At 58.9% G+C, this 22,013-nt stretch carries 20 protein-coding genes and 1 tRNA gene; 10 read left to right on the forward strand and 11 right to left on the reverse strand.

What is annotated here, in order from left to right; all coding sequences use genetic code 11:
* Positions 1-222: 222 nt before the first annotated feature.
* A complete protein-coding gene (locus HMPREF2820_RS03275) occupies positions 223-1,704 on the reverse strand; it encodes a carboxyl transferase domain-containing protein (protein ID WP_070595314.1) in 1,482 nt (493 codons plus the stop codon).
* 108 nt (positions 1,705-1,812) lie between these two features.
* Here HMPREF2820_RS03275 and HMPREF2820_RS03280 point away from each other — a divergent pair, with 108 nt between their 5' ends.
* A complete protein-coding gene (locus tag HMPREF2820_RS03280) occupies positions 1,813-2,799 on the forward strand; it encodes a ribokinase (protein ID WP_049189719.1) in 987 nt (328 codons plus the stop codon).
* A gap of 113 nt (positions 2,800-2,912) precedes the next feature.
* Here the strand turns inward: HMPREF2820_RS03280 and HMPREF2820_RS03285 are convergent, their stop codons facing one another.
* Genes HMPREF2820_RS03285 through HMPREF2820_RS03300 form a run of 4 tightly spaced genes read right to left on the reverse strand, consistent with a single transcriptional unit; the run spans position 2,913 to position 5,975 of the window.
* The gene (locus HMPREF2820_RS03285; protein ID WP_070602768.1) at positions 2,913-4,178 is read right to left on the reverse strand and encodes an ABC transporter permease; all 1,266 of its coding nucleotides are present in this window, start codon (positions 4,176-4,178) and stop codon (positions 2,913-2,915) included.
* Positions 4,175-5,080: an ABC transporter ATP-binding protein gene (locus tag HMPREF2820_RS03290; protein ID WP_069359659.1), complete on the reverse strand. Its 906-nt coding sequence runs from the start codon at positions 5,078-5,080 to the stop codon at positions 4,175-4,177. Before HMPREF2820_RS03290 ends, HMPREF2820_RS03285 begins: the two co-directional genes overlap by 4 nt.
* Before the next feature lie 59 nt (positions 5,081-5,139).
* Positions 5,140-5,709: a hypothetical protein gene (locus HMPREF2820_RS03295; protein ID WP_049189717.1), complete on the reverse strand. Its 570-nt coding sequence runs from the start codon at positions 5,707-5,709 to the stop codon at positions 5,140-5,142.
* Positions 5,710-5,711: 2 nt separating this feature from the next.
* Positions 5,712-5,975 carry a helix-turn-helix transcriptional regulator gene (locus HMPREF2820_RS03300; RefSeq protein WP_042388879.1) on the reverse strand — a complete coding sequence of 88 codons (264 nt, stop codon included), beginning with the start codon at positions 5,973-5,975 and terminating at the stop codon, positions 5,712-5,714.
* 133 nt (positions 5,976-6,108) lie between these two features.
* On the opposite strand from HMPREF2820_RS03300, the gene HMPREF2820_RS03305 reads away from it, so the two are divergent.
* The 6 genes from HMPREF2820_RS03305 to gcvT all read left to right on the forward strand — a co-directional run bounded on the left by HMPREF2820_RS03305 (position 6,109) and on the right by gcvT (position 13,995).
* Complete coding sequence (locus tag HMPREF2820_RS03305) at positions 6,109-6,975, forward strand: aldo/keto reductase (protein ID WP_070602769.1); 867 nt, start codon at positions 6,109-6,111, stop codon at positions 6,973-6,975.
* A gap of 61 nt (positions 6,976-7,036) precedes the next feature.
* Positions 7,037-7,789, forward strand: a complete 753-nt coding sequence (locus HMPREF2820_RS03310; RefSeq protein ID WP_070602771.1) for an enoyl-CoA hydratase — start codon at positions 7,037-7,039, stop codon at positions 7,787-7,789.
* A 41-nt stretch (positions 7,790-7,830) separates the two neighbouring features.
* The gene (locus HMPREF2820_RS03315; protein WP_070602773.1) at positions 7,831-10,284 is read left to right on the forward strand and encodes an HAD-IC family P-type ATPase; all 2,454 of its coding nucleotides are present in this window, start codon (positions 7,831-7,833) and stop codon (positions 10,282-10,284) included.
* A gap of 226 nt (positions 10,285-10,510) precedes the next feature.
* A complete protein-coding gene (locus HMPREF2820_RS03320) occupies positions 10,511-10,888 on the forward strand; it encodes a DUF485 domain-containing protein (protein WP_070437585.1) in 378 nt (125 codons plus the stop codon).
* 2 nt (positions 10,889-10,890) lie between these two features.
* Positions 10,891-12,543 (forward strand): solute symporter family protein, encoded by a 1,653-nt coding sequence (locus HMPREF2820_RS03325; RefSeq protein ID WP_070602775.1) that lies wholly within the window; start codon positions 10,891-10,893, stop codon positions 12,541-12,543.
* Between the two features lie 279 nt (positions 12,544-12,822).
* On the forward strand, positions 12,823-13,995 hold the full coding sequence (gcvT, locus tag HMPREF2820_RS03330) for a glycine cleavage system aminomethyltransferase GcvT (protein WP_070602777.1): 1,173 nt from the start codon (positions 12,823-12,825) through the stop codon (positions 13,993-13,995).
* Positions 13,996-14,180: 185 nt separating this feature from the next.
* Here gcvT and HMPREF2820_RS03335 read toward each other — a convergent pair whose 3' ends face one another.
* Positions 14,181-14,816, reverse strand: a complete 636-nt coding sequence (locus HMPREF2820_RS03335; RefSeq protein ID WP_070602778.1) for a hypothetical protein — start codon at positions 14,814-14,816, stop codon at positions 14,181-14,183.
* A gap of 280 nt (positions 14,817-15,096) precedes the next feature.
* Between HMPREF2820_RS03335 and HMPREF2820_RS03340 the strand changes: the two genes are divergently transcribed.
* Complete coding sequence (locus tag HMPREF2820_RS03340) at positions 15,097-15,672, forward strand: RDD family protein (RefSeq protein ID WP_016423294.1); 576 nt, start codon at positions 15,097-15,099, stop codon at positions 15,670-15,672.
* A 14-nt stretch (positions 15,673-15,686) separates the two neighbouring features.
* Here the strand turns inward: HMPREF2820_RS03340 and HMPREF2820_RS03345 are convergent, their stop codons facing one another.
* Both HMPREF2820_RS03345 and HMPREF2820_RS03350 read right to left on the reverse strand, forming a co-directional pair.
* Complete coding sequence (locus HMPREF2820_RS03345) at positions 15,687-16,547, reverse strand: siderophore-interacting protein (RefSeq protein WP_070602779.1); 861 nt, start codon at positions 16,545-16,547, stop codon at positions 15,687-15,689.
* A 197-nt stretch (positions 16,548-16,744) separates the two neighbouring features.
* A tRNA-Arg gene (locus HMPREF2820_RS03350) sits at positions 16,745-16,817 on the reverse strand.
* 275 nt (positions 16,818-17,092) lie between these two features.
* Between HMPREF2820_RS03350 and HMPREF2820_RS03355 the strand changes: the two genes are divergently transcribed.
* Together HMPREF2820_RS03355 and cobF are read left to right on the forward strand one after the other, a co-directional pair.
* Positions 17,093-17,374, forward strand: coding sequence for a cg0963 family protein (locus tag HMPREF2820_RS03355; RefSeq protein WP_016423292.1), 282 nt, complete (start codon positions 17,093-17,095; stop codon positions 17,372-17,374).
* Positions 17,325-18,173, forward strand: a complete 849-nt coding sequence (gene cobF / locus HMPREF2820_RS03360) for a precorrin-6A synthase (deacetylating) (protein WP_016423291.1) — start codon at positions 17,325-17,327, stop codon at positions 18,171-18,173. Before HMPREF2820_RS03355 ends, cobF begins: the two co-directional genes overlap by 50 nt.
* Positions 18,174-18,203: 30 nt before the next feature.
* On the opposite strand, the gene HMPREF2820_RS03365 is transcribed toward cobF, so the two are convergent.
* From HMPREF2820_RS03365 to HMPREF2820_RS03375, 3 genes are all read right to left on the reverse strand, one after another.
* Positions 18,204-18,605 carry a hypothetical protein gene (locus tag HMPREF2820_RS03365; RefSeq protein WP_042388876.1) on the reverse strand — a complete coding sequence of 134 codons (402 nt, stop codon included), beginning with the start codon at positions 18,603-18,605 and terminating at the stop codon, positions 18,204-18,206.
* Positions 18,606-18,721: 116 nt separating this feature from the next.
* Positions 18,722-20,509, reverse strand: coding sequence for an acetyl/propionyl/methylcrotonyl-CoA carboxylase subunit alpha (locus tag HMPREF2820_RS03370; RefSeq protein ID WP_070602780.1), 1,788 nt, complete (start codon positions 20,507-20,509; stop codon positions 18,722-18,724).
* A 420-nt stretch (positions 20,510-20,929) separates the two neighbouring features.
* A complete protein-coding gene (locus HMPREF2820_RS03375) occupies positions 20,930-21,814 on the reverse strand; it encodes a sulfurtransferase (RefSeq protein WP_069359651.1) in 885 nt (294 codons plus the stop codon).
* Positions 21,815-22,013: the final 199 nt, after the last annotated feature.

Below are 22,013 nucleotides of genomic sequence, written 5' to 3' on the forward strand. Positions count from 1 at the left end.
CTCTGTTGGTCGGCTGAGCTTCGCTTCGCGGTTCCTGCCCATCCCTCCGTCGGCGGTTTGCAGGATTTCCGGCGAAGAAAGTGACTGCGTTTATGACACTTCAGGCGTGAAAAATTGCCCAAAAGTGTCATAAACTCAGTCACTTTCTTGCTTTCTGAGGTTGGGGTGGGGGCTGAAGGCCCAAACCAGCCCCACACCAGCCCCAAACCAGGCCCAGACCCCTTACTCACCCAGCGCGAAGCGACGGTAGTGGTCGAAACGCTGCTCACGGCCAACGCGAGCCGGATTCTTCTCCAGCTCCCAGAGGGCGTGCTCGATAGCACTCAGAGCACGGCGGGGCAGTTCGGCCGGATTCTCAGGTTCGGCCACAATCTCGTCGATGACCCCGGTCTTCAGCATGGCCTCGGCGCCAACGCCCTGCTCCTCCATCATTTCCGGGGCATGCTCGGTGTCTCGGTAGATAATCGCCGAAGCACCCTCCGGCGGCAACGGAGACATCCAGGCATCGTGCATTGCCAGCACGCGGTCAGAGGGCAGCATGGCCAGCGCACCGCCACCGCAGCCCTGGCCGAGAATGAGTGACACGGTCGGAACCTTCAAGTTCACCAGCGTGGTCAAGGTGCGGGCAATCTCGCCGGCCATGGCATTTTCCTCGGCGTCCTTGGTCAACTCAGCGCCTGGGGTGTCAATGACCGTGACCAGCGGAATGTTCAGGCTTTCCGCGATGCGCATCGCACGGCGGGCAAAACGCAGTGAGCCCGGCCCCATTGGATGCGTGCCCAGCGGCGGCTGGTTATGGCGATCCTGGGCGACCAGAATCACCGGCCGCTCACCAATCCGCGCCAGGCGAGCCCGAACCGACAGCGACTTGTGGCCATCGCCAGTGCCGGAAATCGGCACGGAGCAGTCGACAAGGGCATCGATAATATCGCCGCCACCTGGACGAGAAGTATCGCGGGTGCGCAGGATAGCTTCCCAGGTATCGCGACCATCAATGGCTGCTGCTGGCGGTGGGGTGGGTTCGCTGGCGTCTCCGTCGGCAAGCACGTCGATGGTGCGGCGGACAGCGCCGCGCAGACCTTCGAGCGGAATGATGCCGTCGATAATGCCCTGCTTGAACAGGTTCTCGGAGGTCTGAACGCCTTCGGGCATGGGTTCGCCGGTAGCGAGCTCGACGACGCGCGGGCCGAGGAAGCCGAGAAGCGCGCCGGGCTCTGCGAAGGTGAAGTGGCCTGCCGACCCCCACGACGCCATGACACCACCGGTGGTGGGATTGCGCAGGTACACCAGGAATGGCAAGTGAGAATCCTTGTGGCGCGCCACTGCGGTGGTAATAGAGATCATGAGCGCGAACGCCGCAGTGCCCTCCTGCATGCGAGTGCCACCCGAGGTCGGGGAGAGCAACAGCGGCAGCTGCTCCGCAGTCGCGCGCTCGATGCTGCGAATAATACGACGAGCGGTTGCGGCGCCGATAGAACCGCCGAGGAAGCCGAACTCAGAACAGATGACGGCGACGCGCTTGCCGCCGACGGTGCCTTCACCGGTGATAACGGCCTCATCGAGACCGGTCTTCTCAGAGGCTCGGGACAGTGTGCCGCGGTAGGACTCGTCGATGTTGCCATGCTCGGGCGCGCCGTCCCAGGAGGTGAAACTTCCGTGGTCGAGGACGGTATCTATTACTTGTTGGGCGCTGATTCTAGCCATACCTCCACGGTAGTAAACAAGGGGTAAACCGGCTTAGTTGATGGTGGGCGGAAAGGGGTAGCGCTATTGTCGGAAAAAACGTGTCCGCACTACCGAGGAGTCGAACCAATGCCGATTACTGAGCGCCTCACCGAGCTGGCTGAACAGAGGCCAAACGTATGTGTCGTCGGTTCCATCAACGCAGACCTGACTGTCACCGTGAAGCGCCTGCCGCATGGTGGCGAGACTATCGAGGGCAGTCCTCTGCGCATTCTGCCGGGCGGTAAGTCGGCGAATCAGGCGGCGACGGCTGGAAGACTGGGCGCGGCCGTGGAACTGGTCGGCGCGGTCGGTTCGGATCCCAATGCGCAGTTGCTGCGCGACGCGCTTACCGACGCTCACGTGGACATCTCTGCAGTTGAGACCGTCGACTCTGCCACTGGTACAGCCATGATTGTCGTTGATGATGCGGCGGAGAATTTCATTGTCATCTCCGCTGGCGCCAATGGCGAAGTCGATGCTGAGATGGTGCGCAGTCATGCGGACAAGATTCAGCGGGCTGGGTGCCTCGGTCTGTGTCTGGAGATTTGTGATGAGGCTGTCCTGGCCGCCGCACAGATTGCCCACGATGCGGGTGTGCCGGTGGTGTTCAACCTGTCGCCGATTCGGGCGGTCAGTGAGGATCTGCTCGCGCTGGTCGATGTCCTCATTGTCAACGAGCACGAACTCGCAGCCATCATCGGCTCCGAGCGCGCGGTCGCCGGTTGCGAGCACGGTCAGTGGGATGCGGTTGGGCGCGCGCTTGCCGACGAACACGGGATTTCCACGGCCATTGTCACACTTGGCGGGGAGGGGTCTGCGGTCTTGAGGACGTCGGAAAGCGAGGTGGCAGTCACTCGCATTCCAGCGCTGCCCATCGAGGTCGTGGACACCACGGGCTGCGGTGATGCGTACATGGGTACGGTCCTCACCGCGTTGGCCGCGGGCGATGATGTGGTGACGGCAGCTCGTCTTGCGGCGGTGGTCTCGGCTCATGCGGCGACAGGCGTGGGGGCGCAGACCTCCTATGGCGAGACAGGAAAAATCGCGAAGTTTGCGGCGGACCATGGTCTATAAGGTGCGCTGCGCAAAGGCCTATAAGGTGCGCTGAGCAAACTACGCGATTGACGATTATTCGGTTTTAGGTGACCGTGGCCGAAGGAGCCACGCTCTTTTGGGCAGGGCTGGGGCTAGCTCTTGGCTGTCAGAGCCTTCTTCCAGCTGACCGCGGCACCGGTGCGCAGGACATTGCGCGGGTAGATCCAGGCGGCGAGTGCGATGACTGCGGCTACTCCCACAACCATGATTAGCAGCGAAGCCGCCAACTGGAGTGCGGAGAAGTTGCCAACGGCGTACTGCATCGGGGCAGTGGTGATGGAAACCGGTGGAATCCACGCTGCAATCTGCATGACGGTAGAGTCCAGCTTGCTCCAGCCAAACAGCGGAACATACATCGTGATCAGCGAGAACACCAGTACCGGCATCTGTGCGCCCTGGAAATCTTCCATACGGCTGACCAAGGATGCGGAGGCTGCATACAGCGCGGCGAAGAAGAAGTAACCGAGGATGAAGCACGGGACCAGCAGCCAGACTGCGGACCACGGCACATCGAAGCTCTCCGCCAATCCGGTAATCATGAGGGCAACTGCGGCGCTGGCGGTCAGCACGCTCATCATGATGATGCCAGCCAGACCGGCGCCGAGGATCTTGCCAGCCAGCAGGTGCGCCGGGCGAACGGTCGAGAGAATGATCTCGATGACGCGGGAGGACTTCTCCTCGATGACGCTGGTGGCCACCGCGCCGCCGAAGACGAGGATGGCGGTCATCATGACCATCACACCAATCAGTGTGATGACCACTGCGGGCATCTTCTCGTCTTTGGCTTCATCCAGCGACTCCACCGACACGGCTGCGCTTTGAGTCTTGGAGAAAAACTCGCTGGGGTTGATTCCGTTTTCGCTGAGCAGCATGGCTTCATTTTGTTTCTGCAGCGATTCCTGCAGCATTGGGGTCAGCCAGGATGGGGCGTCGTCGGCAAGCAGCTTCCACGAGCCCTCCTTGCCTTCTGCGGTGTCGGGGACGAGAGCGGCGTCGGCGTCGCCGTCGGTGACGGCAGCGCGAGCGGCCTTGTCGTCTGCCGCGGACGTAATCTCCAACGGTGAGAGCGATGCTGTGGCAAATGCGCCGGCTGCGGCATCCGCGCCTTCAGCATCCTTTATTTCGGCGGTAGCGTCGGCGAGAGAGTCCGCGAACGGCGCTTCTCCGACGACCGCGATTTTTACGGTGTCATTATCGGACTTGGAGGTCATGTAGTCGGCAACGAAGATACCGCCGACGGCCGCCACTGCCATGATGATGAGCGTGATTAGCGAGCTTTTCTTCAGCAGATGCTCGCGGAGTTCGCGGACGAAAACAGTCTTGACGGCCGTTGAGGCGTTGTAAGTGTTGGTGCTCATTGCTGTACGGCCTCCTGGTAGAGCTCGGTAAGTGGAATTTGCAGAGGTCCAAACGAACGGACCGTTCCCGCTGCCATCGCGCTGTGTAGCAGCTTCTGGTCGGTGTCGGCGGGGGCGTTGGAATCGAGGTGAACGACGGTGGCACCATGGGTATCACGCTCCACGCTTGTCACGCCCTCGACGGAGGTCGCCCAATCCTGGGGCGCACCATCGAGCTTGACGACGAAAGCCCGTGGGCCCCGTGCTCGCAGCTCATCAACAGTGCCTTCCACGAGCATGCGGCCGTCGCGGATGATGCCGACGCGGTCACACATGCGCTCGACAAGGTCGAGCTGGTGGGAAGAGAACACAATCGGGGTGCCGCGGTCGGCGTACTCCTTGAGTACGGAGCTCATCACCTTGACCGCAACTGGGTCGAGACCAGAGAAGGGCTCGTCGAGGACTAGTATTTCTGGGTCGTGGACGAGGGAGGCTGCCAGCTGCACGCGCTGCTGATTGCCGAGCGAGAGCGTGTCGACCTTGTCGTTGGCACGCTCGGTGAGACCGAGGCGCTCCAACAAGTTGTCGGCATTGGATTCCGCGCGCTTGGTGGGCACACCGTGTAGGCGAGCAAAGTAAATCAGCTGCTTGCGGACTTCAGCCTTGGGGTAGAGGCCGCGTTCTTCTGGCATGTAGCCAATCGTGCGGCGCAGCGAGTCATTCATCGGGGTATCGCCGATGCGCACCTCGCCTTTATCGGTGGCCAGCACGCCCAGGGCAATGCGCATAGTGGTGGTCTTGCCGGCACCGTTAGAGCCGACGAAGCCGTAGATTTCTCCAGGGTGAACTTGGAAGCTCATGCCACGGAGAACCTGCAGGTCTCCGTAGGACTTCTCAAGCCCGTCAATAATGAGGCTGTTCATGGTGATCCTTAGATTGAGGAGTGAAGGGCAGAGGAGGGATATGAGTTTTTGAGCCCGTACTAGTCGTCGCGCAGATTCCAGGCGTAGACGACGGTGGGCAGCGTGGAAATGTAGAGGAAAGCGATAATTCCGAAGATTCCGAAGCTGTACGGAATGTAGCGTCCCCAGTCAGGTTGCGCGTTCAGGACATAGGTGCCCACCAGAACGAGAGCAAGGAAGGCCACCAAGCCGAAGTAGGTGAAGCAGCGATATGTCAGCCCCCGCAGGTTCAGAATCTGTTCCTGCTGGTATTCGTCCAGTAGCGAGGTCGGTGCGCTGTCAACCATGTCGACTGTGATGTTGAGGCTGGTCCAGACGACGACCATAATGAGGGAAATCACTGGCCAGAGCAGAGAAAGCCATCCCGGGAAAATATCGGTCAGGCTACCGAGAAGCGCGATGCCGCTCAGCAGCATCAGCACAAGGCACACCTCGAATGCGATGACCAGCTTCCGCCGCGCCGCCTGGTTGCGCCACTTGGGCAACCAGCTCGACATCTGCTCGACACGCTTTGTGTACTTCGCTTCGCGCCGGGCTTCTAGCTTTTCGAAAAAGTTCGGTGTTGCGTCTTCAGTCCGAATAGCTGGCATCGTTAGCTTTCCTTTCGGTATAGGGCAGAGGACATGGGCTTGAATTCCTCGCGAGAAAACACCGCCTCAACGGGGAGATCGAACACCGCGCAGATGCGAAATGCCAGATCCAAGCTGGGGTAGTGGTCACCTCGCTCCAACGCGCCAATCGTTTGAGGATTGACCTCTACTTGTTTGGCTAGTTCGGCTCGGCTGAGTCCGTGTTCTGCCCGCAGCACTGAAATTCTGTTGAATATCGGTTCTTTGGGTTTAATCTTTGGGGACACACTCCAAAGTGTTATATAAACACAACGCTACGTCAACTGTTCGCAACAAAATGAAGCGCACTCACCTTTCTAAACCGCAGGTCAGCGGGGTAGAAAAAATCTAAAAAATTTTCAGTCCGTACACTCGGTTGGCATGACCACACTCAATCTGAAGTACGATGCAGCGACAACCGGAATTGCCAACGTGGAAATGGTCGATGGCAACGCCATCCCGATTCTGGGGTTCGGTACCTACAAGCTTGACGATGAGCAGGCGCGCGAATCCGTGCGCTACGCCCTGGAAATCGGCTACCGCCACATCGACACCGCATCGCTCTATCGCAATGAGCGAGGGGTTGGGCAGGGTATTGCTGATGCGGTCGCTGCGAACGTCGTAAAGCGTGAAGATATCTTCGTGACCACGAAGGTCTGGAACGATGCGCAGGGGTCGGCGGCGACGCGCGAGTCCGTGCGGGCATCTTTAGAACGGCTCAGCCTTGACTACGTTGACCTGGTGCTTGTGCACTGGCCGGTGGAGAAGCAGGGTACGTTTGGGCAGTGTTTCGATACGCTGCTGGAGCTCAAGCGTGAGGGGCTGATTCGCTCGGTTGGTGTGGCGAACTTTTACCCAGAGGTGCTCGACCAGCTCTCGGAGACTCCGGTGGTCAACCAGATTGAGCTGCATCCGCAGTTCCCGCAGAATGAGCAGGTTGAAGACGATCGCCGTCGCGGTATCGTCACGCAGGCTTGGTCGCCGCTGGGGCGCGCGAAGTACTTTGAGGGTTCGTCGATTGCTGAAATCGCAGATCGCCTGGGTAAAACTCCCGCCCAAGTTGCTATCCGCTGGCACCTTCAGCGTGGCATCGTGGCCATCCCGAAGTCGGGCACGCCGTCGCGCATCGAGGAGAACTTTCAGGTCACCGACTTTGAACTCACCGACGAGGACATGGAAACGATTGCGTCGATGGCGCGTGCCGACGGGCGCCTGAGCGGCGACCCGCGGGTATTCGGCAACGAATAAGCGAATTTAGATTTGCTTATAGCCCCATCACTATTGGTATTTCGCGGGTAGCCTAAATGCTATGACGAACCCAGCATCTGAAATCCGCGTCGAAGCCGACGGCGCAATTGTCACTATCACCATCGACCGAGATCATAAGCGCAACTCCCTGACTGCCGACGTGTGTCGTGACATCGCCGATGCGGTGGAAGCTGCCGCTGAGGTTCCAGAGCAGCGCGTTATCCTGCTGCGCGGCGAAGGCCGCGCTTTCTGTGCGGGCGCCGACCTGAGTGGCCAGCACCATGAAGATTCCTTCCACGAACAGCTCCGTCGAATGCTGCGCACAATCGAGGCCAGCCGTCTGGTGGTTATAGCGGATGTGCAGGGGCCGGCTGTCGGCGCTGGGATGCAGCTGGCGATGGCGGCCGATTTGCGCGTCGTGGGTGAGCGCGGCTGGTTTATGATTCCGCCGGTCAAGCTCGGTATCGCTGTCGATGCCTGGACAATTCGCCGCGTACGCGTACTCGTCGGCGGTGCCCGCGCCCGCACTATTTTGTTGGCGGCCGAGCGCATGGATCAGGAAGCCGCCCGCGGTTGTGGTCTGGCTTCCTACCTTGGTGGTCCGGACAAGGCGGAGGAGGTAGCGCTTCGTATCGCCACCTACGCGCCCCTGTCGCTGGCCTACCACAAGGCAGTGCTCAACGACGATGAGACACATAGCCCGTTGAAGGAATACCAGCAGGAGCTCTACGACACGGTGTGGGCTTCCGAGGATGCTGCGGAGGCATCGAAGGCGCGAGCCGAAAAGCGCGAACCAAATTTCATTGGCAAATAGGTTGAATAGGTTCAGCAATTAGGCGAATAGGGTAGGCAGGCATGGGCTCGTGGAAAACTCCCGACAGTGGTCTTACTCAACAGCAGGTCCAGCAACGCATCGAGTTGGGGCACGTCAACGAGCTGCCGCCAACATCCGGGCGCAGTGTGTGGGACATTATCCGTGCCAATGTGTTTACCCGGATTAACGGTATTCTCGCTGTTTTATTCGCAGTCGTGCTCTATACCGGCTCAATCGTCAACGGTGCCTTTGGTCTGCTGATTATCGCCAACTCTATCGTCGGCATCATCCAAGAACTGCGTGCCAAGCGCACACTGGACAAGCTTTCCATTGTCGGCCGTGCAAAACCCATGGTCATTCGCGACGGGGAGCCAGCTCGCGAGATCGACCGCGAGTCCGTCGTCCTCGACGATCTCATCGAGGTTGGCCCCGGTGACCAAATCGTCGTTGACGGTATTCTCCGCTACGCCTCTGACGTGGCTGTCGATGAGTCCTCTCTCACCGGTGAATCCGATGCCGTCGATAAGAGCGTTGGGGACATGGTCTACTCGGGTTCCTCGGTCGTGGTGGGGTCGGCGCGATATCAGGCCACCAAAGTGGGCAAGGAGGCTTACGCCGCCAAGCTCGCAGCTGAGGCCAACAAGTTCACGCTGACTGATTCCCAGCTCTTCCGCGGCATCAACAAGATCCTGACCTACATTTCCTGGATTCTCATTCCCGTCGGCGCCTTGGCAATCTATACGCAGCTCTTTGTTGCCGGCGATGATTTCAACGATGCGCTGCTGGGGATGGTCGCCACGCTGGTGCCCATGGTCCCTGAGGGGCTTGTCCTCATGACCACCATCGCATTTGCCCTTGGGGTGGTGCGCTTGGGGCGACATCGCGTGCTGGTCAATGAGTTGCCCGCCATCGAAGGTCTCGCGCGTGTCGACACCGTGTGTGTCGACAAAACTGGCACGCTCACCGAAAATGCGATGCAGCTAGTGGAAGTCGACATCGTATCGGGTGACGGTACCTCCCGCGATGAGCTCGACTCCGCACTCATCGATCTGTGCAAGCTCGACGATCGCCCCAACGCAACGGCTCGCGCACTGCTCGAGGGGCTTGCGGATGCAGGGGACGTCGTAAAGCATGAACAAACCAAAACCCGCCCCTTTACCTCGGCGAATAAGTGGTCGGCGCTGACGTATCACGGTGGTGCGACGTGGGTTTTCGGCGCGCCCGATGTGCTTGTCGACGACTCCGCGGTCGGCATGCAGAAAGCTCGGGAGCTTATGGAGGAAGGACTTCGTGTGCTCCTGCTCGCGCGGACTTCAGTTGGGGCAGATGACCTGCCCGGCGGTGCGCTGCGGAAGAGTGGCGAGGTGGAGTTGGAGCCAGTCGCACTTGTCGTGCTGGGGCAGAAGGTGCGTTCAGATGCGGCGGACACGGTGGCCTACTTCTATGAAGAAGGCGTCGAGGTCAAGGTCATTTCTGGTGACAATGACCGCTCCGTGGGGGCTGTTGCACGTGAGCTGGAAATGGAGGGGGCTAACAATCCTGTCGATGCGTCTGAGCTTCCGGTCAGCCGCGATGAGAATAGCGAAGCCAAGCCCACCGAGATCCGCAACGAGTTCGCAGACATTGTGGAGTCGCGGCAGATCTTCGGCCGTGTCACGGCGGAGAATAAGCGCGATATGGTTCATGCGCTGCAGTCGCGGGGGCATCATGTGGCGATGACCGGTGATGGTGTCAATGATGTGCTGGCGCTAAAAGCGGCGAACCTGGGCGTGGCTATGGGCGATGGGGCGCCGGCGACACGTTCGGTTGCGCAGTTGGTGCTGTTGGATAATCGCTTCGCGGTGATGCCGATGATTGTGGCGGAGGGGCGTCGCGTCATTGGCAATATCGAGCGTGTGGCCAACCTCTTTTTGACGAAGACCATCTACTCGGTGGTGCTGGCGCTGGCTGTGGGGCTGTGGGGGATGGATTATCCATTCGAGCCGATTCATGTGACCATTACGGGATGGTTCACGATTGGAATCCCGGCGTTCGTGCTGTCGTTGGCTCCTAACTTGGAGCGTGCGCGCGATGGTTTCGTGCGGCGCGTGTTGCGCTTAGCGATACCGGCGGGCATCACGGTGGGGTTGTTGACCTTCATGTTTTGGTTGTGGGCAAACCCGGGAGTCGACGCCAGCGATGCGGCACGAGGGGAGGCGTCTACTGCGACCCTCATTGTGCTGATTGTTTCGGCATTTTGGGTTTTGGTGGTCGTGGCTAGGCCATACACCTGGTGGAAGGTTCTGTTGCTGGCGGTATCGGCAGGAGCCTACCTGTTCATCTTCTCGGTTCGTTCAGTGGCCACAGTGCTTAATCTGTACTGGGTAGGGCGGGAGCTGTTGATTCCCGCGCTGATCGTGGGGGCCATCGGCGCGGTCATTATCGAAGCGCTGTGGTGGTGGCGTCAGAGTAAGCCATTGCCGGAAGAAGCGGAGAACACGAGTACAACGGCGTAAATGGGGGTAGTAAAAACGGCGCCTAAGTATGCAGGTAATGGCGTTTTTGGGGGTGCCTTAAGGCTCGCTGAGAAGTAGTTAGCCGCATTTAACTTCTTTGCTAACTGTGTTCCAGGTAACTTTGTTTCCACACATAATGAAAAATGTGGTGCATGGCACACCCTCGGGGTGGCTGTGCTGAACCTCATTACGAACACCTGCATAACTTCCTGGAAAGGATTAGCCCGTGTCCGCAACTCCCTTGCCGACAGACCGGCATAAGCCACAGGCGGCCGAGTACCGCTACGTGCAAAACTCAGCGCAGTTCCAAGAGCTCCGCTCTACATTCCGTTCTTTCGCCATCCCGATGACCGTCGCAGGTCTGGTGTGGTACATCGCATTCGTTTTGCTTGCGACGTTCGCGCCGGATCTCATGGCGACTCCCGTACTGGGCAATATCAACCTGGGCATCGTCCTTGGTCTGCTCCAGTTCGTGACCACCTTCGCCATCACCTGGGTGTACATCAACTTCGCCAACAAGAAGCTTGAGCCGATGCAGGCAGAGCTGCGCGAGGCACTGGAAAGCGGAGAAATCGCTGAAATCGTCGCAAAGAAGGAGGCATAGACATGCTGACCAGTTTCTTTGCTGCAGATGACACTGCAGCAGCAGGTAACCCGATTCTCAACATCGCGGTCTTCGTCGCCTTCATTGTTGCGACCATGTTCATCGTTACTCGAGTGGGCAAGGGCGGAAACAAGGGAGCATCGGACTTCTACACCGGTGGCGCACAGTTCTCCGGTACCCAAAACGGTCTTGCCATTGCAGGTGACTACCTCTCGGCGGCTTCCTTCCTCGGTATCGTCGGCGCCATCGCGCTGACTGGTTACGACGGATTCCTTTACTCCATCGGCTTCTTCGTAGCCTGGCTGGTCGCGCTGCTGTTGGTTGCAGAGCCGCTGCGAAACGTCGGTAAGTTCACCATGGCCGACGTGCTGTCCTTCCGTCTTAAGCAGCGCCCGGTACGTACTGCGGCTGCTATCTCGACCCTCGCGGTGACCCTGTTCTACCTCATCGCGCAGATGGCCGGTGCAGGTTCCCTGGTCGCCGTGCTGCTCAACATCCACGACTCCACTCAGCAGTCCATCGTTGTCGCAGTCGTCGGCATCATCATGGTTGCCTACGTCCTCATCGGTGGTATGAAGGGCACGACTTACGTGCAGATGATTAAGGCCGTCCTGCTGGTCGGTGCTGTCATCATCATGACCCTGATCATCCTGGTTGGCGTTAAGGGCAACTTCTCCCAGCTCCTGCAGGACGCAGTGGACATGCACGCAAGCTCGGATTACATCGCCGAGAAGGGCTACGAAGCCTCCGCCATTCTTGAGCCGGGTCTGAAGTACGGCGGCTCCTTCGTCCAGCAGCTGGACTTCATCTCTCTGGGCCTGGCACTGGTCCTCGGTGTTGCTGGTCTGCCACACGTGCTCATGCGCTTCTACACGGTGCCGACCGCAAAGGAAGCTCGTAAGTCCGTGACTTGGGCAATCATCCTCATCGGTGGTTTCTACCTGCTGACCCTGGTGCTCGGCTACGGTGCTGCTGCACTCGTCGGCCCGGACCGCATCATGGCCGCGCCGGGCGGGGCCAACGCTGCAGCTCCGCTGCTGGCCTTCGAAATCGGTGGCTCCATCTTCATGGCTGTGATTTCCGCAGTGGCGTTCGCTACCGTGCTGGCCGTGGTCGCTGGTCTGGCAATTACCGCTTCCGCGTCTGTCGGCCAGGACCTCTACCAGGCCGTGATTCGCAAGGGACAGGCCACGGAAGCCGAGCAGGTTCGTGTCTCCCGCATTACCGTTATCGTGCTGGGTGTTGTCGCCATTATCCTCGGCATCCTGGCCATGGGGCAGAACGTCGCCTTCCTGGTGTCGCTGGCCTTCGCAGTGGCAGCATCCGCAAACGTGCCGACCATCCTGATGTCCCTGTTCTGGAAGCGCTTCAACACCGCAGGCGCAGTTGCCTCCATGTACACCGGTGTCATCGCCTCGCTGGTTCTGATTATCTTCTCCCCGGCAGTTTCCGGCAGCGAGTCCTCGATGATTCCGTCCGTTGACTTCTCCTGGTTCCCGCTGACCTCGCCGGGTCTGCTCGCAATCCCGCTGGCGTTCCTGGCTGGCATCATCGCCACCTACATGGGTAAGCCGGATAACTTCGATGACCTGGCAGCTGAGATGGAAGTTCGCTCCCTGACCGGTGTTGGTACCGAGGCTGCGGTTGATCACTAATAACCACTGAGCCTTTGGCTGGCAACGCTGCCCGAACAGCTCGGCCAAACTCAATTAACTGAATAGACAAATGCAAAAGCCCCGTTATCGTCACTGGTAGCGGGGCCTTTGTGGTGGGCGCGGGGTCGTCGTCAAGCATGTGCGAATCAGTGCATGATAGTTAATGGACGGGCCTGTTGCCCTGGATCCGCAGGGGCTCGCGGAAGCGAGCACGGAGTCTTAGATATAAGGTGGGAAGGTAACAATCTGGTTTGCCCCACCGCAATAATTGGAGTGTGTATGACTGACAATTCTGGCGCTTCTGAGAACAACAATTCTTTCCGTAGCGCCCTGCATGATGAGCACGTAAGCCTTGGCGCAGAAATGCGCAATGTTGGTGGCTACGAAGTGCCGTTCCGCTACTCTTCGGAAATTGCAGAGCACAACGCAGTGCGTGAGGCCGTTGGTATTTTCGACCTGTCGCTGATGGGTATCATCCGCGTCACTGGTGAGGATGCGGCGGCGTTCCTTGCACACTCCCTGATTTCGGCAATCAAGCCGCTGGCGTTGGGCCGTGCCAAGTACACCATGATTGTGCAGGAAGACGGCGGCATTATTGATGACCTCATCATTTACCGCCTCGGTAGTCACGAATTCATGCTGGTGCAGAATGCCGCAGCCGCTGAAGATGTGTACTCGACGCTGCGCGAGCGCGTTGGTGGCTACAACGTCCAGGTTGAGAGCATGAATGACAAGAATGTGCTCCTGGCCATTCAGGGGCCGAAGGCTGCGAAGCTTCTGCGCCGTCTGCTGCCGCAGGATCTGCACGCGACTCTCGATGGCATGAACTACTACTCTTGCACCCTGCTCGAGGTCGCAGGTGTGGAAATGATTGTTGCCCGAACCGGCTACACCGGTGAGGACGGCTTCGAGATCTTCCCGCCGGCTGACCGCGCCGTCGAGGTCTGGCGTGCAATCATTGCAGCAGGTGGCAAGGTGGAAAACCCGGAGGATCCGGCTGACAACGGTGCTGACCTCGGCCTGCTGCCGTGTGGTCTGGCCTGCCGCGACACCCTGCGTCTTGAGGCCGGTATGCCGCTCTATGGCTACGAGCTGACTCGCGACCGCACTCCGCTGGAGGCCGGCCTGAAGTCCATCATGGGGCCGACCAAGGGGCAGTTTATTGGTCGCAACGCACTGATTAATCGTCCGCAGTCGAAGGAGCTACTGGTTGGTCTGCGTTTCTCCGGTGATGAAGCTCCCAAGCGTGGCACCAAGCTCATTGATGCGGAAGGTAACGAGGTTGGCGTGCTGACTTCCGCCAAGGTGTCGCCGACTTTGGGTCACCCCATCGGTTTTGCATACGTTCAGCGTTGGCAGTCCTCCACTGGCACGGAGCTGACCGTTGAAGGCGCCGACATTACCGCCACCGTCGTTCCGACGCCGTTCTACAATCGCCGTCACCGCAAGTAGGGGAGCGCGGGTGCTCCGCCGCATTGTGGCGGGCTCAGATCTGTTCAGGTTCGTCTCTTCGTATCTGTTGGGTAAATAAAAAATCCGCTGCAGTATTGTTGCAGCGGATTTTGGTTTTTAGGGCGAGCTAGCGCACCTTACCTAACTAAGTCCCGAGCCGACGAACCTCGCAGCCCGAGACGAACCTAGCGGAACAGGCCGGTGAGCCCATGATTATCTTCGCTTGGCTGCTCTTCCTGCTCCGATTCCGATTCTGTCGGCTCGCCGGAGGTTGTCGGAGTCGTTGAAGTATCGGGCGGCGTGGAAGTATCAGAGGTCGTCGAGCTCTCCGTTTCACTTGTCTCCGTTGTGCTCTCGCTCGGAGTCGTCGGCTCAGGTTCCTGAGGCAGTGGCTCAGTGGTCGTCGGAGTAGTGGAGATCCACATTTGCTGCGATGTCGGGTTCGCGGAGGTTTGCTGCAGCACCGTCCACACTTCCTGCTCGCCGACTTGTGCGCATTCAAGATTCTGGCCGTTGGCGCTCATTCGTATTTCGCCGGTCTGGTTCGGGCACAGGTGCCCGATGCGCGGCGTACCGCCTTCTCGAACCTTTGGTCCCGTCGTTGTCGGCGAACTCGTCGTCGACACCGTAGTAAGTTGGCTTGACGACGAGGTTTGCGTCGCGGCAACCTCCTCGCTTTCGCTGTTGGCACAGCTGGTGGCCGTGGCTGCGAAGGTGAGGAAGCAGCAGGCCAGCGCCAGCTGCCGGCGGTTCTTGCGCCGGACGGCAGTGAGTTTAGGGTGCTGTACGGCTGACAGCTGAGTTCGCGTATTCACATCCATCTCACTTTCTGGGCTTCTCGGGCCTGCGTCGCGTGGTTTAATTCTCGGCTTTCTGGGTAGGGACTCCTGAAAAACCACTGGGGGTGCCAGCTATAGGGGAACTTGCCGAGCTATTGGCAAGGAAGCTGCTGACACCCAATAGATAGGTTGATTCAACCGGCAACTATACAGTCGACTTTTCGATTTGCATACTGGATGCTTCTAATCGTGGCAGAACGGGTGCGGTAGGGAAAGGCAATTCGTCTGTGAAGTCATAAGTGGTTTTGATAGCGTGTGTCCCATGTATCGGCGCACCCCGAATCGATTCCCCGTAAAGAGTAATGCGGATTTGTTCGCTCGGCGCAGTGGCGCGTGGATACTGGATTCGTTCCTTGTAGGAATCTTTGTTGCCATCATTGTGGCACTTGGCAAACTTGCGTGGGAAGCAGCCATGGCGAACTGGGCGCTGCCGAGTCCGCCAGAGTTCAGGATTTTGTATGGTGTCATATTCCCAGCTGTCTTTTTCTTTGTGCGCGTGGTTGCAGAGGCTCGCGGTGAACAGACGTTTGGTAAAAGCGCATTTTTGCTACACGTTGTTCCAGCGCGGAAAGCAGACTCTGGGGCAACTCCGTTCGAAGTCGCTCAGCCAGAGGGAACATCGGAGCTCGAATCAGGAGACGATTCTTGGCACAGAGGTTGGCGGGCAGCGGTACGTAATTGTTACCTATTGTCGCTGATTTTCTTGCCTACGGGTTTTGAGCCAAACGTTGAACTGTTTTTTGGTGTCCTGATGATTTGGGTTGCTGTTTGCCGCTGGCACCCATTCGACTGGTTGGCAGGAAAACGCGTCGTTGTTGAAAGGCGTAGCGAGCGCTAACGTTCGAGCAAACGTCAGGCCCTGGCTCTTTCCTCCTCGGCCTCAACCTCAGCGTTGAATTCTCGTTTAGAAGACTGCCACTGGTCTTCGGTCATACCGATACGCCAGTAGCCAGAAATGGAAACGTCTTTCTTCGGGATCTCAGATTCGACGAAGAGGAAGCGGCGCAATTCCTTGATCATCTCGGCGACACCGTGGATGAACCAGCTAGTTTTCTTACCTTCTGGAATGCCCGCCTCGTGCACTGCGCGGGATAGCTCTGTGCCGTGGGTTGCGCCGTTGCGGAGGACCCAATGGACTTCCACACCCTCTCGGGTTGGGAGCTCAAACTTCCGATCTTCGGACTCGATTTCGATGTATGCGGTTGCGGTCGTGCCTGCTGGGAGGTGCTTCAGTCCGGCGCTGATAGCTGGCGCTGCGGACTCGTCTCCGGCGAGTACAAAGTGTTCATATTCTGCTGCAGGTCCCCATGCGCCTCCTGGCCCTAAGAAGCCACGCTTGTCTCCGATTTCGGCTACGCGTGCCCACGGTCCAGCCAGGCCGGAATCGCCGTGGGTGACGAAGTCGACGTCAAAGTCGCCGGTTTCGGAGTCCACATTAATCAGAGTGTAGGTGCGGGTGATTGGCAGTTTGTCTCGCGGCTGTTCGGCGCGAATTTTCGCAATATCGAACGGCCAGGAGTAATCAGCGTCCTCTGGCACAAACAATAATTTGATGTAATGGTCGGTAAACTCCAGCTCCTTGCCCACAAATGCAGGCGAGTTCATGCTCAAACGAACAAGGTCTGGGGAAATCTGGCGACGTCCAGTAACTGTTGCCTCGTGTGCCTTACGGGGCTTACGCTTCGGTGCTGCTGCTTTAGCTAGGCCAGCCATAGTTGTCACTGTCCTTCAACAAGTCTTGGGCTGTTTTGTACTGGCGGAAGTCTACACGCCACGTGATTAGGTAAGCCTAACACAAGTGTTTCTGGAAATTGCTGGGTGATGCGTTCTCAGGAGGGGGCGTAGTGGCCGGTCGTGAGAAAAACAAAGAACCCTCGCGCCCTATATGTAAAAGGTCACGAGGGTATTTGTGCCCCAGAGAGGAATCGAACCTCCGACACCGGCTTTAGGAGAGCCGTGCTCTATCCACTGAGCTACTAGGGCAATCATCTTCCGGGTAAAACAGCCGTGAAAACACATTCTCGGCGGCCGGAAAATTACTTCATCACTTTAACGCATCTGCGAGCTCTAGTGGCAATTGGGTCCTCGACCTGACACGCAAACATGCAGGAAGCTCGCTATTACCCCCATGTGCTTTTGTGCTCGGCGGTGCCGCCCGGAATCTGGCTAACATGGTTTATAACGAGCGACTTTCTTGCGCTTGCGGTCGCAACAGCGCTACTTATTTTCCGGTCGCTGTTTTGGAGGAGGATGACAATATGATTAAGCCAACTTTCACGGATGTCAACGGTGTCAAGATTAAGTGCTCCATGACCACGGACTCGGACAAGCCGCACCTTTTGGTTTCGCGCATGGAAGATGATGGCTCTTTGACTCCGATTCTGGAGATGAACGTGTACGACTCCAAGTACATGGCCAACGCTTGCGAGATTTACTTGAAGCAGGCCGCTTCGGCTAACCTCCAGGGTTCGATGGCTGGCCTGTCTCCAGATGAGATGGCTGAACAGTTCGGTTACGAGGGAGATCCGACCAATCACTAGTCGAAACGACGCCGCCCGCACTCAGGCCGAGAGCCCTGTATACAGCGGATATGTCGATGTAGACGTCATCGGAATCGGCGCCGGTAGTCCGAGCCACATTACGCTCGAGGCTATCGGCGCTCTTGCTGATGTCGACGTAGTTTTTGCTCTCGACAAGGGTGATGCCAAAGCGGACTTGTTGGCTGCGCGACAGGCGATCGTCGATAAGCATGCGCCGCATGTCGAACTCGTTACCGTTCCCGACCCGCCACGTGACCGCACGCCCGATAACTACGGCGCAGTCGTCCGTGACTGGCATCAGCGCCGTGCAGAGCTGCTTGCCGACGCCTTCGTCGCTCACCTCGGACGAGAGGGCAAGCGCCGCGGTGCGTTCTTGGTCTGGGGTGACCCCTCCTTGTATGACTCAACATTGCGGATTTTGCAGCGCGTCCGCGACCTTGGGCTGGACGTGCGCTCGCGAGTTATCCCCAGTGTGACGGCGATTTCCGCGCTGACCGCAGCGCATGGAGAGTGCCTGAACCAGATTGGTAAGCCGGTATTGATTACCACTGGTCGGCGCCTGGGGGAGCGTGCGCCTGGCATGGATGCGGTGGTGATGCTCGATGGCGGTGCAGCCTGGCTCGAGCACGCGGACCCGGAGGAAGAGATTCTCTGGGGTGCATTCCTGGGAACGGAGCTGGAGACGCTCCGCCGTGGTCGCGTTGGCGACGTCGGCGAAGAGATTGCGGAGCTGAAAAAGAAGCTCCGTGCGGAGCACGGTTGGATTATGGATATCTACCTGCTGCGTTCCGGCGCCTAGGACTGAGCAGTCGCAGCGGTGCCAGTTCGGCTAGCTGACTTTCTTGCCCAAGAAGCCCTCTGCCCATCGGTGGAGGGCTTTTTCGGCGGCTTCGACGCCGTCGGCGACGGTTACCTTGGTGAGGACCTGATCGTCGTTAGGCAACACGCGTGCGGGATCGCCTGCGGGACGGACGGTGATGCTGACGTGGTCGGCATTGATGACCTCGACGGTTGCTAGTGCGAGCATCTCGACGTTCGTCTGCTCAGCAACCGCAAAGCGGTAGGCGGTGTCGTTTTCCCACTCGGTGGTGGAGTTCCGAAGGAACTCGGCGACGGAGTCAGGGGCCAATTCTGTGAGTAATTGGGTTGCGACCGGGGCGTCATCGACGCGGGAATCGTGGCGCAGGGGACGGCAGTAGAAGCGGCCGGCATTTACTTCCATGGGTTCCATACCGTCCACTCTAGACGTCCTGAACAGCGTTTAAGGGCGCCGGGGGAGGGGCTGAAAAGAATCAAGCGGGGCGGCTGCGAATCCCATCGCAACCAGCCCCGCTTAGAGCTTTAGAACTACTTCAGTTCCATCAGGACATCGCCCTTGCCGACACCCGAGCCAGCCTCGGTAGCCAGACCCGTGACAACGCCGTCCTTGTGAGCCTTGACTGGGTTTTCCATCTTCATGGCCTCAAGGACAACCACGGTGTCACCCTCGGAGACTTCCTGGCCTTCTTCGACGTTGACCTTAATGACGGTGCCCTGCATCGGAGCAACCACAGCGTCACCGGAAGCAGCCTTCTTGGAACCGCCAGCGCGCTTCTTCTTACTCTTCTTCTTGGCACCAGCGTTGCCGCCACCCAGAGCCAGGTCGCCCGGCAGGGCTACCTCGACGCGGCGACCGTCGATCTCGACGACAACCTTCTGAGCCGGGACGGTGTCGGTGTCAGCGTCGGAGTCACCGTCGTACGGAGCAATTGGGTTATCCCATTCCTCTTCAATCCACTTGGTGTAGACGTCAAACTTCTCGCCATCGCCGACAAACGCCGGGTTCTCCACAATGTGGCGGTGGAACGGAATGACCGTTGCCAGACCTTCAACCTGGTACTCGGACAGGGCACGAGCGGAGCGACGCAGAGCCTCTTCGCGGGTCTCGCCCCAAACAATCAGCTTGGCCAGCATGGAGTCGAACTGGCCGCCGATGACGTCGCCCTCCTTGATGCCGGTGTCCATGCGGACACCCGGGCCGGATGGTTCGACGTACTTGGTGATGGTGCCCGGAGCCGGCATGAAGTTGCTGCCGGCGTCCTCGCCGTTGATGCGGAACTCGAAAGCGTGACCGTGCATCTCCGGGTCTTCCTTGATGGACAGTTCCTTGCCTTCAGCAATGCGGAACTGCTCGCGGACCAGGTCGAGGCCGGTAATTTCCTCGGTGACCGGGTGCTCCACCTGCAGACGGGTGTTGACCTCGAGGAAGTTGATCAGGCCGTCAGCGCCAACCAGGTACTCAACGGTGCCGGCACCGTAGTAGCCAGCCTCGCGGCAGATGTCCTTAGCGGACTGGCGCAGGCGCTCATCCTGCTCCGGGGTCAGGAACGGAGCAGGTGCTTCCTCGACGAGCTTCTGGAAACGACGCTGTAGCGAGCAGTCACGGGTGGAGGCGACGACGACGTTGCCGTGCTTATCAGCGAGAACCTGGCACTCGACGTGGCGTGCCTTGTCCAGGTAGCGCTCTACGAAGCACTCACCGCGACCGAAGGCGGCAACGGCCTCGCGGGTAGCGGACTCGTAGAGGTCAGCGACCTCTTCCATCTTGTGTGCGACCTTCATGCCGCGGCCTCCGCCACCGAAAGCGGCCTTAATGGCGATTGGCAGACCGTGCTCCTTAGCGAATGCGACAACCTCGTCTGCATCCTTAACCGGCTCCTTGGTGCCTGGAGCCATCGGAGCGTCAGCCTTCAGCGCGATGTGACGAGCGGTGACCTTGTCTCCCAGGGCGCGGATGGACTCTGGTGACGGGCCAATCCAAATCAGGCCAGCGTTCTCAACAGCCTCAGCGAAGTCGCCGTTCTCCGACAGGAAGCCGTATCCCGGGTGGATGGCATTAGCGCCGGACTTCTTTGCGGCGTCCAGAATCTTGTCGAAAACTAGGTAGGACTCAGCGGAAGTGGTGCCACCGAGAGCAAAAGCCTCATCCGCCATGGTCACGAAAGGAGCGTCCGCATCCGGCTCAGCGTAAACGGCGACGGAAGGAATGCCGGCGTCCTTCGCAGCGCGAATAACGCGAACGGCAATCTCGCCACGGTTGGCGACGAGAACCTTCGTGATTTTTTCAGTGGTCTGCTCGGACACGAAATCCTCCATTTTTCGTGGGCACCCCGAGAATTGGCCCTCGGGGCAAGGTTGCGACAGTCATTTGTAGGAATCACAAGCAGCACTGCAGTTAACTGAGTGGTGAACCGCAATGCGGTTCACCACGCGGTAGCTAACAGCGTGTGACCCAATGTCTCCATTGTGTCACAGGTGCGGTAAGCAACCTCTTTTTGCTCGCTACATAAGGGGGTAGGGATTGTGGTCTTGAGCAGCGTTCAAGTGGTCATGGGGGCAGCTGAAGTGGCTATTTTCCGCCCAAAAACCTAGGTTTGTGGTTAAAATTATCACCCAAGAGTGCAAGAGCCGCCCCCTTGATTGGGGGCGGCAGGGGGAAACTAAATCTCCGGTGTAGCGTCAGCCGCTGACGCTGGAAAAACGGTGGGGGAAGCGCCCACCGGTTGCGTCGATCGCCTACAGGCTTCCCGGCTCCGAACCGTGGGCAATGGGCATGCCAATCATATTGCCCCACTCAACCCACGAGCCGTCGTAGTTGCGAACATTCTCGTGGCCGAGCAGGTGGTGCAGTACAAACCAGGTGTGCGCGGAGCGCTCGCCGATGCGGCAGTAGACAATCGCCTCATCTTCAAATTGGACGTGCGCGTAAATCTGCTCGAGCTCTTCGCGATCGCGGAAACGCGAGTTCGGGTGAACGGACTGATTCCATGGAATGTTTACCGCGGTTGGAATGTGGCCACCACGCAGGACGCCTTCCTGTGGGTAATCGACCATGTGGGTTCGTGCACCGGCATACTCCTCCGGAGTGCGCACGTCGATAATCGGAGCCTTTCCAATGAGCTCACGTGTATCGCTGAAGTAGGCGCGCAGTGTCTTGTCGTCGCGCTCGACGACAGGGTAGTCAGTGCGTGGGTAATTGGGGACCTCGAAGCTCGTGTCTCGTTCTTCAGTCATCCAGGCATCGCGGCCACCGTTAAGCAGGCGCACGTCGGGATGCCCAAAAAGCTCGAAGACCCAGAGTGTGTAGGCGGCCCACCAGTTGGACTTGTCGCCGTAGATTACGACGGTGTCATCGCGCGAGATGCCCTTCTCGCGCATGAGCTCGGCAAAGCCTTCGGCGTCGATATAGTCGCGGCGCACGGAATCGTTAAGGTCGTGATGCCAGTCGATGCGAACCGCGCCCGGAATATGTCCAATGTCGTAGAGCAGTGAGTCCTCATCGGATTCAACAACGCGCAGACCGGGAGAGCCCAGTCGGGCAGCAAGCCAGGAGCTAGAGACGAGGCGCTCAGGGTGGGCGTACTGCTGGAACTGGGGGTGCGGGTCGTGCGGAACAGCCATCGGATACTCCCTTGGCGCAAGTTGGGTGGGTGGGACTTTCTGACGTTTATCGTCAATTGCATATCTAGTTTACGGGTCGCGTGGCGAACGGCGGAATAGTCCCCGGTGTGAGCGCTTTCCGACGGTCACAATTGCGTCCGCGGCCACCCCTGGGATACGCCTCACAGTTGGGGGTAAAAGGAGTGTTTTCAGCGCGCTT

It is taken from the genome of Corynebacterium sp. HMSC064E08, from assembly GCF_001811805.1.
GTDB lineage: Bacteria > Actinomycetota > Actinomycetes > Mycobacteriales > Mycobacteriaceae > Corynebacterium > Corynebacterium jeikeium_D.